The sequence below is a fragment of the Bacillus sp. RHFS10 genome (genome assembly GCF_016757475.1).
GTDB classification, from domain to species: Bacteria; Bacillota; Bacilli; order Bacillales; family Bacillaceae; genus Bacillus; species Bacillus subtilis_G.
In genome coordinates this window covers 856,100-871,753 of the sequence record NZ_JAESPO010000001.1, presented here as the reverse complement: position 1 = coordinate 871,753, position 15,654 = coordinate 856,100, and the positions used below count along the sequence as shown (strand labels likewise).

Annotated in this window: 16 protein-coding genes, 3 pseudogenes and 1 riboswitch; of the genes and pseudogenes, 8 read left to right on the top strand and 11 right to left on the bottom strand. The window is 40.7% G+C overall.

Going from position 1 to position 15,654, the window contains the following annotated elements; all coding sequences use genetic code 11:
- The first annotated feature begins 144 nt into the window (after positions 1 to 144).
- Positions 145 to 1,047: a glutamate biosynthesis transcriptional regulator GltC gene (gene gltC / locus JMN17_RS04695; protein WP_087991902.1), complete on the top strand. Its 903-nt coding sequence runs from the start codon at positions 145 to 147 to the stop codon at positions 1,045 to 1,047.
- Positions 1,048 to 1,109: 62 nt separating this feature from the next.
- On the opposite strand, the gene proB is transcribed toward gltC, so the two are convergent.
- From proB to JMN17_RS04675, 4 genes are all read right to left on the bottom strand, one after another.
- Positions 1,110 to 2,225, bottom strand: coding sequence for a glutamate 5-kinase (proB, locus tag JMN17_RS04690; protein ID WP_148961669.1), 1,116 nt, complete (start codon positions 2,223 to 2,225; stop codon positions 1,110 to 1,112).
- Positions 2,222 to 3,115, bottom strand: coding sequence for a pyrroline-5-carboxylate reductase (gene proC, locus JMN17_RS04685; protein WP_202327539.1), 894 nt, complete (start codon positions 3,113 to 3,115; stop codon positions 2,222 to 2,224). Before proC ends, proB begins: the two co-directional genes overlap by 4 nt.
- 146 nt (positions 3,116 to 3,261) lie before the next feature.
- On the bottom strand, positions 3,262 to 3,630 hold the full coding sequence (rtp, locus tag JMN17_RS04680) for a replication termination protein (RefSeq protein ID WP_003220337.1): 369 nt from the start codon (positions 3,628 to 3,630) through the stop codon (positions 3,262 to 3,264).
- Positions 3,631 to 3,930: 300 nt separating this feature from the next.
- Positions 3,931 to 4,647 (bottom strand): 3-ketoacyl-ACP reductase, encoded by a 717-nt coding sequence (locus JMN17_RS04675; protein ID WP_202327537.1) that lies wholly within the window; start codon positions 4,645 to 4,647, stop codon positions 3,931 to 3,933.
- Positions 4,648 to 4,797: 150 nt separating this feature from the next.
- Here JMN17_RS04675 and JMN17_RS04670 point away from each other — a divergent pair, with 150 nt between their 5' ends.
- The 3 genes and pseudogenes from JMN17_RS04670 to JMN17_RS04665 all read left to right on the top strand — a co-directional run bounded on the left by JMN17_RS04670 (position 4,798) and on the right by JMN17_RS04665 (position 6,013).
- Positions 4,798 to 5,103, top strand: coding sequence for a DUF948 domain-containing protein (locus JMN17_RS04670; protein WP_087991898.1), 306 nt, complete (start codon positions 4,798 to 4,800; stop codon positions 5,101 to 5,103).
- Positions 5,104 to 5,252: 149 nt separating this feature from the next.
- A pseudogene (locus tag JMN17_RS21660) lies at positions 5,253 to 5,436 on the top strand (hypothetical protein); the annotation flags it as partial.
- 85 nt (positions 5,437 to 5,521) lie between these two features.
- Positions 5,522 to 6,013: a GNAT family N-acetyltransferase gene (locus JMN17_RS04665; RefSeq protein ID WP_250621891.1), complete on the top strand. Its 492-nt coding sequence runs from the start codon at positions 5,522 to 5,524 to the stop codon at positions 6,011 to 6,013.
- 162 nt (positions 6,014 to 6,175) lie between these two features.
- On the opposite strand, the gene JMN17_RS04660 is transcribed toward JMN17_RS04665, so the two are convergent.
- From JMN17_RS04660 to JMN17_RS21655, 5 genes and pseudogenes are all read right to left on the bottom strand, one after another.
- Positions 6,176 to 7,168, bottom strand: coding sequence for an ABC transporter permease (locus JMN17_RS04660; protein WP_087991897.1), 993 nt, complete (start codon positions 7,166 to 7,168; stop codon positions 6,176 to 6,178).
- A complete protein-coding gene (locus JMN17_RS04655; RefSeq protein ID WP_087991896.1) occupies positions 7,162 to 7,908 on the bottom strand; it encodes an ABC transporter permease in 747 nt (248 codons plus the stop codon). Before JMN17_RS04655 ends, JMN17_RS04660 begins: the two co-directional genes overlap by 7 nt.
- 9 nt (positions 7,909 to 7,917) lie before the next feature.
- A pseudogene (locus tag JMN17_RS04650) lies at positions 7,918 to 8,855 on the bottom strand (ATP-binding cassette domain-containing protein).
- Positions 8,856 to 8,868: 13 nt separating this feature from the next.
- Positions 8,869 to 9,420 carry a MarR family winged helix-turn-helix transcriptional regulator gene (locus JMN17_RS04645; RefSeq protein WP_087991894.1) on the bottom strand — a complete coding sequence of 184 codons (552 nt, stop codon included), beginning with the start codon at positions 9,418 to 9,420 and terminating at the stop codon, positions 8,869 to 8,871.
- Between the two features lie 192 nt (positions 9,421 to 9,612).
- Positions 9,613 to 9,681: pseudogene (locus JMN17_RS21655) on the bottom strand (hypothetical protein); the annotation flags it as partial.
- A 152-nt stretch (positions 9,682 to 9,833) separates the two neighbouring features.
- Positions 9,834 to 9,925: riboswitch (SAM riboswitch) on the bottom strand.
- A gap of 143 nt (positions 9,926 to 10,068) precedes the next feature.
- Between JMN17_RS21655 and JMN17_RS04640 the strand changes: the two are divergent.
- Positions 10,069 to 12,111 carry a molybdopterin oxidoreductase family protein gene (locus JMN17_RS04640; RefSeq protein WP_087991893.1) on the top strand — a complete coding sequence of 681 codons (2,043 nt, stop codon included), beginning with the start codon at positions 10,069 to 10,071 and terminating at the stop codon, positions 12,109 to 12,111.
- Positions 12,112 to 12,214: 103 nt separating this feature from the next.
- Positions 12,215 to 12,508 (top strand): hypothetical protein, encoded by a 294-nt coding sequence (locus tag JMN17_RS04635; protein WP_087991892.1) that lies wholly within the window; start codon positions 12,215 to 12,217, stop codon positions 12,506 to 12,508.
- A 240-nt stretch (positions 12,509 to 12,748) separates the two neighbouring features.
- On the opposite strand, the gene JMN17_RS22090 is transcribed toward JMN17_RS04635, so the two are convergent.
- A complete protein-coding gene (locus JMN17_RS22090) occupies positions 12,749 to 12,949 on the bottom strand; it encodes a UPF0715 family protein (RefSeq protein ID WP_445291674.1) in 201 nt (66 codons plus the stop codon).
- Between the two features lie 261 nt (positions 12,950 to 13,210).
- On the opposite strand from JMN17_RS22090, the gene JMN17_RS04630 reads away from it, so the two are divergent.
- A complete protein-coding gene (locus JMN17_RS04630) occupies positions 13,211 to 13,333 on the top strand; it encodes a biofilm-forming protein (RefSeq protein ID WP_087991891.1) in 123 nt (40 codons plus the stop codon).
- 57 nt (positions 13,334 to 13,390) lie between these two features.
- Positions 13,391 to 13,684 (top strand): YozQ family protein, encoded by a 294-nt coding sequence (locus JMN17_RS04625; protein WP_087991890.1) that lies wholly within the window; start codon positions 13,391 to 13,393, stop codon positions 13,682 to 13,684.
- 143 nt (positions 13,685 to 13,827) lie between these two features.
- On the opposite strand, the gene JMN17_RS04620 is transcribed toward JMN17_RS04625, so the two are convergent.
- Complete coding sequence (locus JMN17_RS04620; protein ID WP_087991889.1) at positions 13,828 to 15,513, bottom strand: methyl-accepting chemotaxis protein; 1,686 nt, start codon at positions 15,511 to 15,513, stop codon at positions 13,828 to 13,830.
- Positions 15,514 to 15,654 lie beyond the last annotated feature (141 nt).

Here is a 15,654-nt window from a genome sequence, read left to right as displayed (position 1 = left end):
ATTCCTCTCCCCCGATCAATTTCCGATAATACCGGTCATAAAATCTAACACTCTATAATCATTGTAGGTTTTCAAAACGATATAAACAATATATAATTTAGATCAAAAGAATCTCAAAATGAGATAGATGGATGTGAGATAAACATGGAGCTGCGCCAACTGCGTTATTTTACGGAGGTGGCTGAAAGAGAACACGTTTCAGAAGCCGCCGATCATTTGCATGTGGCCCAATCAGCAATCAGCAGACAAATTGCAAATCTTGAAGAAGAATTAAATGTGACTTTATTTGAGCGTGAAGGGAGAAATATCAAACTCACGCCAATCGGGAAAGAATTTTTGATTCATGTGAAAACGGCGATGAAAGCCATCGAATATGCGAAAGAACAAATTGATGAGTATCTCGACCCGCATCGCGGAACGGTAAAGATTGGTTTTCCTACAAGCCTCGCAAGCCAGCTTTTGCCGACTGTCATTTCAGCATTTAAAGAAGAATATCCGCACGTCGAATTTTTGCTGCGCCAAGGCTCCTATAAGTTTCTGATTGAAGCTGTCAGAAACCGCGATATTGATTTGGCCTTATTAGGGCCGGTGCCGACGAATTTTCCTGACATAACAGGAAACATTTTATTCACAGAAAAAATTTACGCGCTTGTTCCATTAAATCATCCGCTTGCCAAACAAAAAACGGTTCAGTTAATCGATTTACGAAACGACCAATTTGTATTGTTCCCGGAAGGATTTGTGCTTAGAAAAATGGCAATTGATGCTTGCAAACAAGCCGGCTTTGCTCCTCTTGTTTCTACGGAGGGTGAGGATTTGGATGCTATCAAGGGATTGGTTTCCGCTGGAATGGGCGTTACTCTCCTGCCGGAAAGCACATTTGCTGAAACGACACCTCGTTTTACTGTGAAGATTCCAATTGAGTTCCCTCAAGTGAAACGGACTGTCGGAATTATTAAACCGAAAAACAGAGAACTTGCGCCGTCTGCGAATGACTTTTATGAGTTTGTTATTCAATTCTTCTCTAAGCTGGAGCAGTATCAATAAAAAATCAACCCGAGCTTCGATAAAGAAGCTTCGGGTTTTTTTGCTTTGGTAAATGTTTTTAATTAATAGACAGGTAAAGATAAATCAACATGGCACACAAATGCTTCCTGATCAATGACCGCTTTGTTCATCAGCTCTTTTTTCTTGTCGGGTTCTTGAAGCTGTACAGAAGAATAATTGACGATTCCGAGCCCGATTTCTGCCCCTTGCGAATCCATCAGCCTGACAACTGATCCGTTTTTGAATTTTCCTTTAATCTCCTGTACACCGTCCAGATATAAACTCGATTGCCCGTTTGTTATTTTTCGTGAATAATCATCTGATAAAATCATTTCACCTTCAGGACCGGAATTAAAAGCGATCCACTGCTCCTTACGATTCAACGGAAGCGTTCCCTCAGCTTCAAAATAAGTGCCTTCCGCCTCTTCATGAACGGCTTGATATAAAATATCATCAGCATCTGCCTGACCAAGAAATCCTTTAATGCCGGATGCCATTACAATTTTAAACGCATCAAGCTTGGAGCGCATGCCGCCGGTACCGACGTCGCTTCCAGTGTCACCTGCGCATGCTTCGATATCGGGCGTTATCTCATTCACCAGCTTCATCCTTTTCGCTTCTGGATTTGTGCGCGGATTGCCGTCATATAATCCGTCGATATCTGATAAAATCACAAGCATATCCGCATCGATTAATCCCGCGACTTTTGCTGCAAGCGTATCATTGTCGCCAAACTTGAGCCGATTGACGGTAACTGTATCATTTTCGTTTATAATCGGGATGATGCCGCGTTCAAGCAGTACATTCATTGTATTCCGGACATTATTATATCGATATTCATCAGAAAAATCGCTTCTCGTAATTAAAATTTGGGATGCAACATAACCATGCGCCAAAAACAGCTTTGAATATGCTTCCATCAGCAGGCCCTGCCCGATTGAAGCCGATGCTTGTTTTTCGGGAAGCTTCTCGGGTCTTTGGATAAATCCGAGTTTTCGATATCCCGCCGCCACTGCTCCTGACGAAACCAAAATGACTTCATAGCCGGCGTCTTTTAATTTGACGACCTGGTCGACCAATGCTTCTAATTTCCGAATGCTGATTTCTCCATGAAGACTTGTTAATGAACTGCTTCCAATCTTCACAACGACTCTTTTCATGTTTATATCAGCCGTCACTTTACCACTCCTGACAGCGGGGCCGCTGTTTTTTCGATATTGTCGCTGATTTCCTTTGATCGCTCAGCCGCATGTTTAATCGCTTGAGAAATCGCTTCTCCTCCGCCGCTCTGTTTCAAGGCTTGCAGCCCGGCAGCTGTCGTTCCGTTCGGCGACGTGATATTGTCTCTTAAGACCTCAGGCTGTTCTCCTGTTTCCATGAGCATTTTTGCGGCACCCAAAAGCGTCTGTGCGCCGATGCTCCGTGACAACTGTTTATCAAGGCCCGCTTCCTCGCCTGCCTTCTCAATGAATTCCATTAAATAATAAAAATACGCGGGGCCGCTGCCGGCAATTCCGGTGAATATGTCCATTTGATCTTCTTCGATTGTATAGACTTCACCCATGTATCCGAGCAATGCTTCGGCCAGAATTTTCAGGTCTCCTGTCACATGCTCACCAAGTGCAAGGGCCGTTGCAGAAGCGCCGATCATACTGGATGTATTGGGCATCACTCTGACAACCGGCTGTTGATTAAGCAATGATTGTTCAATAAAAGAGGTGGTTATGCCGGCAAGGACCGACAATATTAATTGATGGGGTTGAATACGTGATTTTAGTGATGACAGAGCGCTTTCGGCGTCTTTTGGCTTCATTGCCAACACGAGCACATCCATGTCTTCAATACATAATTCATTCGGTGCAGCGCCTTTGATTCCATATTGAAGTTCAAGTTCAGCTAATCGCTCTGTATTGCTGCGGTTTGTAACGCAGATGTTCTGTTTCGGGATTTTGTTGGCACGAACGATACCTGATATCATTCCTTCCGCCATAGATCCTGCTCCTATAAAGGCTACTTTTTTTTGATCAAAGATCGGTAACATCTCCTTTGTTCGCTTTTTTGTTCGCATTTTCACACGTTTAAAATGTTACCACGTGAGGAAATGTTGTCAAGTAAGAAGGTCATCATTGATTTGTATTGTTTCTTTTCGACAAATATGTATACTGTAAAGCAAAAACACCCAATGGACACTGCTTAGCCGGGTGTTTGTTTATCTTAAAAGTTATCTGAGAGCGCTTTTTCAATCAATTTTTTACAGCGATCCAGCTCAACCTTCAGCTGTTTTTTATATAGTTTGGCAGCTTCGTAATCTTTAAATTGATAGAGGACGACTTCTTGGAGCTTAGCCCCTTCTTTTTTTACTTTGATCTGCTTTAATATCCCGTCATCAAGAAGCTCGTGCAAAGACCGGTAAACTTCTGTATGATTTGGCTTAAAACCAATCTCTTTAAATTCAGACCGAAGCACTTCAAGCAGCTTTAAGCCGTAAAGTCTCTCTTGCTCTGTCATTGTGATCATATATAGTTTCAAAAATGCGCGCTGTTTGACTAAAAAGCCAGTTGAGCTCCTTTTTTCCTCTTTCATCATAGGCACTCCCTTCTTCTGTCACTGAAAATACGATGTACTAAATATTCAATTTATTCTTTTGTTTTCCTTCTTTATATTAAAGACTGATATTGCAGAAATCTTATATATAGTGTTTATAAGTGGAGCGGACTAACAAATTTATATGAATATTTAGTACATAGTTTTTTTAGTTCTATTATAACAGATTTTCACTGTTATCATCAAATTAAAATGAATAAAACGATTTTGCTGTTAACCATTTATTAACGCGGATGATATCAAACAAAAAAAGCCTGTCGAAAGACAAGCTTCACATTTTTACGGATTAGTTGACCATAATCCTGCTGTTTTAATAAAAATTCGCGGATCTAATTTCAATTGTGCCACCATGTATTCAGCAAGATCCTCTGGCTGCATCACCTTTTCAGGATTACCGTCTGTTAAATTCAATTCAATAGACATATCACTAGCGACAGTGCTTGGTGTTAACGCGCTCACTCTGATATTATGCTTTCTCACTTCTTGCATAAGAGACTCTGTTAATCCGAGAACCGCAAATTTAGAAGCGCTGTAAGCACTTGTCACAGCTGCTCCTCTTTGGCCCGCTGTAGACGAAATATTAATGATGTCTCCGGCTTTGCGTTCGATCATTTCCGGAAGCACCGCGCGAGTGACATGGTACACACCCATCAGGTTGACTTGTATAATATTTTCCCACTCATCAGCTGACAAATCTAAGAAGCCGCCAAATTTGCTGATTCCAGCGTTATTAATGAGGATATCGACATCACCGATCTGTTCCTTCACTTGAGCTACAGCATGGCTAACCTGCTCTGCATCTTTTACATCCGCAGCGGCAAATGCAGCTTTTACACCAAGCTCTTTGACTTCTTCTGCCACTTTTTCAACATTTTCGGCAGTCCGGCCGATTAACCCGATATTCACGCCTTCTTTCGCAAGCGCAAGAGCTGTAGCGCGGCCGATTCCTCTGCCTCCGCCCGTGATAAGAGCAGTTTTATTTTGTAAACTTTGCAATTGAAGCACCCTTTCTTTGTTTACATATGTACGATACCACATTATAAGTACAAAAGATCCAATACGCAAATCAAACGTACTGAGCAAATATGATGTCTTTTGATTAAAAAAGCGAAATTAGGGTAATGACATAAGAAAAGGAGTGAACATATGGTTATTGTTTATATCAGTCTCGCAGTATTAGCTATTTCTATCATTTTCTTAGGGATTAATGTGATTCAAAACAAGAAAAAAATAGATCCTGCACTAAAGGAGCTCACCTCTGTTACGCACGCTATGCAAAGACAAGTCAATGGATTAAAAATCGAGGCGCAGCTGCTGACACAAAAACAAAAGAAGATTCAGCAGGATGTCCAAATGAAAAAAAACGCCTTTCAGCAGACAGCAGCTGAAGTGAAAGAAGTTCCTCAAGCAGTCAAAGAGGTGTGGCAGGCACGACATTTTAATAACAGATAAAGATGAATGGTATCCCGTTGTTACGATCAGAATGGACAATGGGATATCATTTTTTTGAGGAGGCTTACACATGATTGTAAACCGCAGCTGCTTAGAAGCGTTCACAGAGAAACTCCATACTCTTCCTCCTTCTCTTACAAAGTCCGATTGACTTACTGCTCACCCAGCACAGCCTCCGGAACTTTTTATTTTCTGCCTTCATGGCTTCTCCCATCCATCAGGCGTGAACGGCCATCGTTTGAAACAGTTTAGCAAAAACAAAGAGCAATTAAAAAGACAAATTCATTCCTTTGCTTCCTCAGTTTTGAATTCATTATAGAAAAGAGGAAATAAAAGGGATATGATAAACAAAAACACAAACTTGGGGAGTGGTTGAATGTTTCCTGTGTTAGAAACGGATCGGCTTACACTTAGGTAAATCACAGATCAAGATGCAAAAGCTATTTTTGCTTGTTTTTCAATCCATGGAGTGACACGCTATTACGGACTTGAAAACATGGAATCTATAGAAGAGGCTACTTCAATGGTTCAAACGTTTGCCGCTCTTTATCAAGAAAAACGCGGTATACGGTGGGGAATGGAAAGAAGAGACACCAAAGAATTAATCGGAACAATCGGCTTTCACGCTTTGGCTATAAAGCACAGGCGTGCAGAGATCGGTTATGAAATCATCCCGGCGCATTGGCGAAACGGATTTGCATCAGAAGCCATTTCAGAGGCTGTATCCTACGGGTTTGCTTGCCTTGGCCTGACGCGTATTAGCGCAGTTGTATTTACCCAAAATGAAGCATCAAATCGGCTGCTCATAAAAATGGGATTCGAAAAAGAAGGCGTCTTAAGACAGTACATGTATCAAAATGGAATCCCTTATGATACAAATGTATATTCTATTTTAAAATCAAGCGAATGAACGAACATTCTCTTGATCTGTATGTACATTCTCTTCTCTTTAAAATGTCCGATTCATGACCTGCACAAGTTATGACACCTTAATTCTCGATCACCACCTTCCGGATTTTAACAAAAAACAAAGAGATGCATAGCTTCCTATGCATCTCTTGTTCTTTCTCCCCTATTCATAAATTCCTTTATTGACCCTTTTTCTTGTAATAAAACCTCCAAGGAAACAAAACACAGCTGACCACATCAAAATATAGACAACCAGAGTTTTATATTCCCACACTGTATGCCCCATTTCTACCCCGTGAATGAAAGTCATATACGCTTTTTGCGGCAGTATCGCACAAAGGCCATTCAATAATGGATGATGCGGAGCAAACGAAATAAAACAGCCTGACAATACACACGTGACCACACTGATACCGCTTGCCATCAAACTGATGTTTCGCTCCATCACTGAAGCCATAAAGATAGCGAATGCTGTTGCAAGCACTGTAAGAATACCCAGTAACCCAGCAAGAATATCCAAACGGAAACCAATTTCAGCATGAAAAAGTACATTTGTAATCACGATGGCCAAGTAAGTGGGTATGTATAAACATAAAAACGTAAAGATAAACTGAACAAGCAAATATTTCCCCACATGTACGGGAGACACTAAAATCCTTCTGAAGGTTTTGAGCATCCGATCTTCTGGATATAACGAAGCTAATGCCACACCTTGCATCAAGACAAGCATTACGGTAAAGCCTAATATATTCGTTCCTGTTCCCCGTTCAGTCCTTAAATCATCCTCTCCCCGGTAGCTGCCTGGCATTTTGCCAGTCTCAAAAAATTGCTGAATCATTTTTTGATCCGCTTTGCTTTTCAAAGTGGTCACTTTGTATTCGCGTTGATTTTTTTCAACGATAGCCGCATATTTCCCTAACACCAGATCAGAAAACTTCGGCTTCTGATGCACCGCCACCACTCTAAATGCAGAATCACTCGGCATATACTGGACGTCGCCCTGCTCTGTTACAAAAGCGATTGTTTCTTTGAAAACCGGCTTACCGGAAAACATAATCGCAACGCCAATCATCAGAGGGATGATGATCACTGCAAGGATGATAATGGCTTTTTTGGTGAGGATTCGCTCCCACCTGTTTTGAAATAAACTCAGCATACATATCCCTCCGGCTTAAATACAACATGCGAAACGGCAATACAAATGATTGAAGCAAATAATAATCCTGACAAAACAGGCAGCAGCATACTGAAATCGTGATCATAAATGAGGCGAAATGAACATTCTGTTACCCATTTAACCGGAGAAAAAAGTGATATGTTATTGACTGTATCTCCAAATCTGTGAATCCCGAAAAATACACCGCCAAAGAAAACAAAAAAAGCTATCGGAATTTGCATGATCCCGTTCGCCTGTTCTTCATTTTTGAACAAACAGCAAAACATTGTACCAAAACAGCAGCCAAAAAATAAAAATACATACAATAAGAGCATGAAATACGACAGGTACTGTCCTCCAAAGTTCAAATCGAAAATTGTTTGGGCAATCAACACATTCACACTGTACACGATGACACTGAATATCCAGGTTGAGAGTAATTTAGAAAAATAAATACTAGTTGTCGAAACTGGCGCATACACAATGCGAATATTCGCTTTCTTCACCTTTTCCTCCATAAACGTATTAGAGGCCGTCATCGCGATCAAAGCCGCGGCGAAAATCACCATATTCACTCCGTAATAATCGTACGAACTGACACCGTCGGCTCCAAAGCTGTTTTTCGTCACAAAGCCCATGACCATAATGAGAACGAAAGGAAAAGCCGTATTGGCAATCACAAGAACCGGATTCCTTACAATATTCATAAAATCGAATGTTATCAATTTTAACAAACTCATTTTGCTCACCTAATCTCTTAAATTTCTTCCCGTCAGCTCTAAAAATACTGTTTCTAACGACGCCTCTTGTTTGTTCATGCTTAGGATGCTACAGCCTTGGGCACTCAATTCTGCTATGATCTCACTCAGGTGATCCTGGTTTTGCTGAACGGTCACTTTTAGTTGATGGTCAGAGAAATCCACTTCTGTCACTCCTTTGATTTCCCTAATTGAGTTTTTATTTAATGGCTGAACATGCGCCAACTGAAAAGCATATATTATTTCTTTATTCACTTCTCTGTATAACTCTTCTTTTGTTCCATTGGCTATGATTTTCCCTTCATTCATGATGATAATGCGATCTGAAATGGCCTCGACTTCTTCCATATAGTGTGTCGAGTAAATAATGCTCGCACCTCTTGTTCTCAGCTCTTTTATTGATTCTAAAATGTGATGCCGGGATTGCGGATCGATTCCTACGGTGGGCTCATCCATGATAATCAATTTCGGCTGATGGGCAATGGCACACGCAATGTTTAATCTTCTTTTCATCCCGCCCGAAAACGTCTTAGGCTTGTCATCTTTCCGGTCATATAGCTGTACGAGCTCCAAAGCCTCTTTTACCCGGGCTTTCAGTTCTTCTCCTTTAAGAGAATAAAGACTCGCAAAAAAACGAACATTCTTCTCTGCGGAAATCTCCTCATAAATCGCGATATCTTGAGGAACAATTCCGATGCCTTTCTTCATTTCCTTTGACCTTTTTTTACATTATGGCCCAATATCGTAACGTTTCCGGAACTGGCCGACAATACCCCGGATAATATATGAATGGCAGTGCTTTTTCCTGCACCATTTGGACCTAGTAAGCCGAGAACTTCCCCCTCTCTCACTTCAAACGAAATCCCATCTACCGCCGTTTTGTTTCCATACTGCATTTTCAACTCTTTTACTGCCGCCACGTTGTTCATACATTTCTCCTTTTTACTTTCTCCGTTTTGCGAATTCCTGCAATAAATTTGTTTTCAAATGATCCCGGTTTTGTTCAATGTCAAAATCAGCAACGTCTTCTTCAAAACCATCCTGTTCTTCTCCATCAAAACTGTATAGCTTCTTCAATAAAATCCATAATGTTTCCAGCTCTTCTGTAGAAAACCCTTTAAATAGATCTGCCATAAAGTACACCGCTTTTTCACCGCATGCCTCTGTGACACGTTTTCCTGAATCGGTAATCTTCACATTAACAGCTCGCTTGTCGCGTTTACTTGGCACAGTGGTGACATAACCTTTTTTTTCAATACCGCTGACAAGCCTGTTGATGTTTTGTTTTGAAGTGCCTAATTTTTTTGCAATGTTGTTGAATGTCGTTTCCTCTTCTGGTAAATGCATGATGGCAACCATCGTCATAAATTGTCTTGACGTTAAGCTCTCATAATAATCATCCCCGCTTGATTGAATTTTGTTTAAAACAGAAAAAAGTGTAGCGTAAGACTGCTGCATTAAAAATAAATCTTTCAATTCTTTAGAATAATCCACGATGCCCCTCCTAAAAAGACATTATATTGTCTTTAACACCATAACATTTCTCTGTATATTGTCAACATGTTGTCTAATATTTTTCAGTGAAGTTCTACATCTCTCTCGACAATTCAGAAGCATTTCGTATCGGTGATCCTTGCATTACCGAACAAATGACGAAAAGCGCCCCTGTAACAGGGCGCTTTCTGATTAAGAAGCATATTGAGGAGACGTTTCCTCCTGCACTGCTTTTTCCTCAGGTATATGAATGCATTTCGTCCTTCTTCGTTGTACGGAACTGTAACCAAAACAGTCAAGGTGCAAAACATCCTTTTCATCAATTTTCCCCATAAAAAAATCTCTTTCCGAAGATGGAAAGAGATTCATATAGGCACGCCCTGTTACAGTCAGACGCCGGTATAAACCTTGCTTTCTTATACTTCAAGCTGACGCTTGCTGGAATTGGCACAATAATGTGACCGAGGTTTCATAGGGCCAGTCCCTCCGCCTCTCTGGATAGAAAATGTAGAGTATGTCATTTTCAGAATGAAGAATTCGTGTATCATAAAGAAGTCTCAGATTGGATGTCAATCACATTTTTCAGAATTGACGTTATCATCCAAAATGTTATAATTCTTACAAAATATCTAAGAGAGGAACTGGGCCATGAAATCTTTCGCCACACAACAAAACGGCATTTTCAAATCGGTTTGCTCGCTGGACTGCCCGGATCAGTGCGGATTGTTAATACATAAAAAAGACGGAAAAATTGTGAAAGTGCAAGGTGATCCCGATCATCCTGTGACCGCCGGAAACATATGCAACAAAGTTCGAAACATGACGGAGCGCATCTATGATGAAAAGCGGCTGACGACACCGCTCAAACGAACAGGTGCGAAAGGCGGGGCAACATTTGAACCGATTTCTTGGGAGGAGGCGATCGATACCATCACCTCACGCTGGAAACAGCTGATTGATAAAGAGGGAGCTGAAAGCATACTTCCTTACAGCTTTTACGGAAATATGGGCAAATTAACAGCTGAAGGAATGGACCGCCGCTTCTTTTATCGTCTGGGCTCAAGCCAGCTTGAACGGACGATTTGCAGCAAAGCGGGATCTGAGGGCTATAAATATACAATGGGTATAAGTGCGGGAACCGATCCCGAGGAAACCATTCATACGAAACTATTTATTTTTTGGGGAATCAACGCGGTCAGCACAAACATGCACCAAATCACAATTGCCCAAAAAGCTCGAAAACAAGGGGCCAAAATTGTCGTGATTGATGTGCATAAAAATCAAACAGGGCGTCTCGCAGATTGGTTTATTCCTATAAAACCCGGAACCGACAGCGCACTGGCCCTTGGCATTATGCACATTTTATTTAAAGAGAATTTTCATGATGAAGCATTTCTGTCTAAATACACGGTCGGCTATGAAGAGCTCCGTGAACACGTGAAACAGTATGATCCGGAAAAGGTATCGCTGATCACCGGTGTCAGCATCGACGATATATACCAGCTGTCAAGAATGTACGGCGAAACCTCCCCTTCTTTTATCAGAATCGGAAACGGACTCCAGCATCATGATAACGGCGGGATGATTGTACGGACGATTGCCTGTCTTCCGGCGATCACCGGCCAATGGCTCCACACAGGGGGCGGCGCAATAAAACATAACAGCGGCATTTTAGAATATAACACGAATGCCTTGCAGCGGCCTGATTTACTGAAAGGGCGCACGTCGAGATCGTTTAATATGAATCAGCTTGGCAAAGTGCTTTTGGAACCAGATCCGCCTATTCGCTCTCTTTTTATTTACGGGACGAATCCTGCCGTTGTCGCGCCAGAAGCGAACAAAGTCAGGCAGGGCTTACTACGGGAAGACTTGTTTACTGTGGTTCATGATTTGTTTTTGACGGAAACGGCTGCATATGCGGACATTGTACTGCCTGCGACATCAGCTTTTGAAAATACTGATTTTTATACTTCCTACTGGCATCATTACATTCAGCTTCAGCAGCCGGTGATTGAGAGATATGGAGAAAGCAAATCAAACACTGAGGTATTCCGATTACTGGCTGAAGCAATGGGATTCACAGACCAGGAGCTCAAAGATTCAGATGAAGAATTAATCCGTCAGGCGCTTGACCATCCAGATAATCCGTATTTGGCGGAGATTGATTACGATTCACTAAGTAAGCATTCATTTATGAAAGCGAAACGCGAAAAGCCGCTGTTTCCATCCGAACTTCCGACTCCAAGCGGAAAAATAGAATTATATTCAGAAAAAATGATGCAAGACGGTTTCCCGGCTTTACCGACACATACGCCTCTTGCAAGCGATGACGAACATCCGTTTATGTATGTTCCGGGGCCAAACCATAATTTCTTAAACTCAACGTTTTCCAACAATGCAAAGCACATTAAGCTTGAAAAGACGCCAAAGCTCTTTATTAACATAACTGATGCTGAAAAATACGGAATCGTTGATGGAGACCCTGTACGAATTTGGAACAGCCGGGGAGAATGTGAACTGGCCGCTGCAGTCGGAGAACAAGTGCTGCCAGGTGTCGTAGTCAGCCAAGGATTATGGGCGGATGAACCGGGAAAAAAACAACTCGTCAACGCGCTTACCCCAGACCGCTTATCCGATATGGGCGGCGGCGCAACCTTTTTTTCAGGCCGCGTGCAAATAGAAAAGGCTTAAAAGAAACCGTCAGAGCACATTCTGGCGGTTTTTTGGTTAAAAAATGAAACCTGGCGTATGCTCAGCTCGTATAACCTAACATCGACATAATGGAGGCATGCATATGGACGTTTTTTTAGGAATAGGTATTGCTTTGGCTGGATATTTTATCGGTGAAGGTTTAAAGCAAATGAATCATCCAAAAGCATATGAAAAAAGTGATACCTTGCTTATAAAAGAACGAGATATTTACTATTACATCGGATATTTTTTAGGAATCACGACAGCAGAGGCAAAACAGTTAGCCGGAGACACGAAAGACCTTCCTTACATTGAAGTAAACGGAAAAAGGTATGTACAAAAACATTTGTTAAAAGATTGGACATTCACATTAGTTGAGAAACATCAGGGTGAATAAAACAAAACTTGAGGAGAGCGAGATTCATTAGACACGCTCTTCTCAGTTCAGCTGTATAGACAGCTTTCTCTCATTTCATACATCTTTCATCATATTTATCTTCAATTTCTCCTCTTATGATAAGTAAGAATGCCACTCATCAAAACATTTATTTAGGCATTGATATCATTTTTTACACAGTGTCTCTCCTTTTTAAAATTTGAACCTGATTCACTTTAGACACCGATGAGCTGTACACGTTTATAAAGGATCATAGAATCCCAAAACCAGTAAATTACTGCAGATGCATACAGCGATAAAAGCAAAAATCCCAAACAGAAAAAAATCATATAATAAAGCAAGTGCTCCTGTGAATAAGGTAATCATCGGCATGCGATAACTGATGAAAAAATAAAATCCGAAAAACAAACTAAAGGAAAGGCTAGATAGCCATAATGTCACAAAATAATATGATGCGTTTTTGTTCTTTTTTTCCCCTTCTATTACTCAGCAGTTCCCCACCTTTATACAGCCTATTCATATACAGTACTAACGAAAGGCTTCAAAAATGACCTTTGCCTATATTAAAAAATACGACTGGCATGAAATTGACTCTCTTGCCTAAATGAGAAAGAGTCAACGAAAAAAAGCGAATGAATACCTGCCTAACTGACAGAATAAGAAGAGTTGATATTCAACACTTTTCGTAAAGGAGTGAAACCTATGAGTAAAAAAGGAATTCAAAATTCAAGTATTGAACAAATAAGAAATGACCATGAGACTGAGACAGCTTTTAAAGCAGATGATCCTAAAAAACATGGTTCTGATCCTAAAAGAACAAGATAAGTTTTTGCATGAATCCCGTATGACACGATAAAATTTCAACAATCTGGAGTGAGTAAAGTGACGCAAAAAAATGGAGCAGACAGACCGGATGACTACAAAAGATATTCTTCATTAGACAAGGAGTATGATTTTCAGCAGTCTTTAAACGCAGGTGATAAGACAGAGAATGTAAAAACTGAAAACCACACTCATAATAAAGAAAACATAAATGACACCACGGAAGTTGCTGGAAGATTTTTCGAACCTTCCGATTATAAAGGAACCACGCAATTGGAAAAAGGATTGGCTGAAACTCATGAACAAGTCAGTGATGACTATTTTGAAGGAACGATTGATCAAAATTTGGACTAGTCATTCAAACGGAGCTAACTTTAAAAAGCAAGTCAGCTCCGTTTGAAGAAACAATCACAATGAAAATGACGATCCCCAAATCAGCTCCCTCATAAACATAAAACCCCACCGAATAAGATGGGGTTTAAAGAAATGCAACCTAATTAATATTTAAAACGATTAATGACGGTTTGAAGTTCTTCCGCCAACTGGGATAGAGATTCAGCAGCATAGGAGATTTCCTCCATTGAATTGAGCTGTTCCTGTGATGACTTCGCAACCGCTTCTGTATTTGCTGACGTTTCCTTTGTGCCAGCGGCCAATGTATGAACTGTATGCTGAATCACTTCAACGCCGGATGTAAGCTGTTGAGTTGCCGCTGCCACTTCTTGTATTTGTGAAGCGACTTGTTCCACAAGGTTCAATATTTCATTGAAATTCCCTGTTGTCTCTTGAGAAAGAACAATACCTGAGCTTACATTTTCTTGAACAACTTTGATATTATTCACCGTTTCAACTGATTCATTTTGGATGGTTGTTACCACCGATTGGATGTGATTGGCAGATTTATTTGTTTCATCGGCCAATTTCCGAACTTCTTCGGCCACCACAGCAAAACCTTTTCCTTGCTCTCCGGCTCTGGCCGCCTCGATCGCTGCATTCAAGGCCAACAAATTTGTCTGCTCGGATATATTTGTGATAAGCGAAGAAATATCACTGATTTCTGCTGTGCTTGATACCAATGCCTGCAAACCATTGCCGGCTGAATCTACAGATGTATCAATGAACTTCATCTGCTCTAACATTTTGTTAACGGATTTAGACCCTATTTCAGCTTTATCTCTCATCGAAGAAGAAAGATCCGCTATGTTACCTGTATTTGAAGCAACAGATGAGAGACTGTCTAATAATTCACTAATGGATTCCGCACTTTTTTCTGTCATTGAGCTTTGTTTTACATTGCTGTCTGCAGCCATCTGCATGGCTCCGGAAATATGCTCAGAAGTTGATTTTGATTCTTCCGCGCTTGCCGATAATTCTTCGGAAGATGCGGCAACTTGTTCAGATGAACTGCTGATCTGCTTCACAATTTGTGTTAATGATTGGGTAAAAGAATTGAAAGATTGAGCAAGCTGACCAAATTCGTCTTTATTTTTCACAATGACTTTTTTAGTTAAATCAGCGTCTCCGTGGGCAATTTCCTCCAGCTGCTTATTCATGCTTCTCAATGGCACCATAATAGACTTTAACAGCAATAAACTTAAAACAATGCCTAACATAATTGATATCCCTGTGACAATGCCGATGAACCATTGACTCATTTCCCCATTGGCGCGTATTTCACCTTTTAGATCCTCGACCTCTTGATCCAGATGGTCAGAAAGCTTATCGACAGCCGGATCTAGGACTTCTTTTCTTAACGTTCTTTCTTCTCCAAAATGGATGGTTTCTGCTTTTTTAGGATCCGAAGAGTAGGCTTTTACCACTTGCTGATTTAAAGCTCTATACTGAGTGAAACTTGTCTTAATGTCTTCAATATTTGATTGATCATTCTCTTCATCAACCAAGTCATTGACCCGATCAAGGCTATTTAAGACATCGTCTGCTTTTTCCTTCATTCCCTCGTCATATTCTTTGTCTCCGGTAATCAGAAAGCCTCTTTCATCATTTGATAAACCGGTCAATCGATATTGGATGTGTTTCATTTCTTTTTGGAATTCCATTTTGTCTTTAAGTTCTTCATTCTTTTTCACAGTAGAAGAAATCATAAAAACTGAGGAGCCTCCAATTCCAATGATTGAAATAACTAATATTGATATAATCCCCAGCAATTTTGTTTTCACTTTCATGTGTCGATTCCCTTTCTGCACTATGTAATGTTCGAGCATTTAAGTGTAATTCACTTACACCCATGTCAATAATATCGACAGGTTTAATAAAGTTTATAGTGCTATCAGCATGATGAACAATCCAATTTTTTGCATATCTGG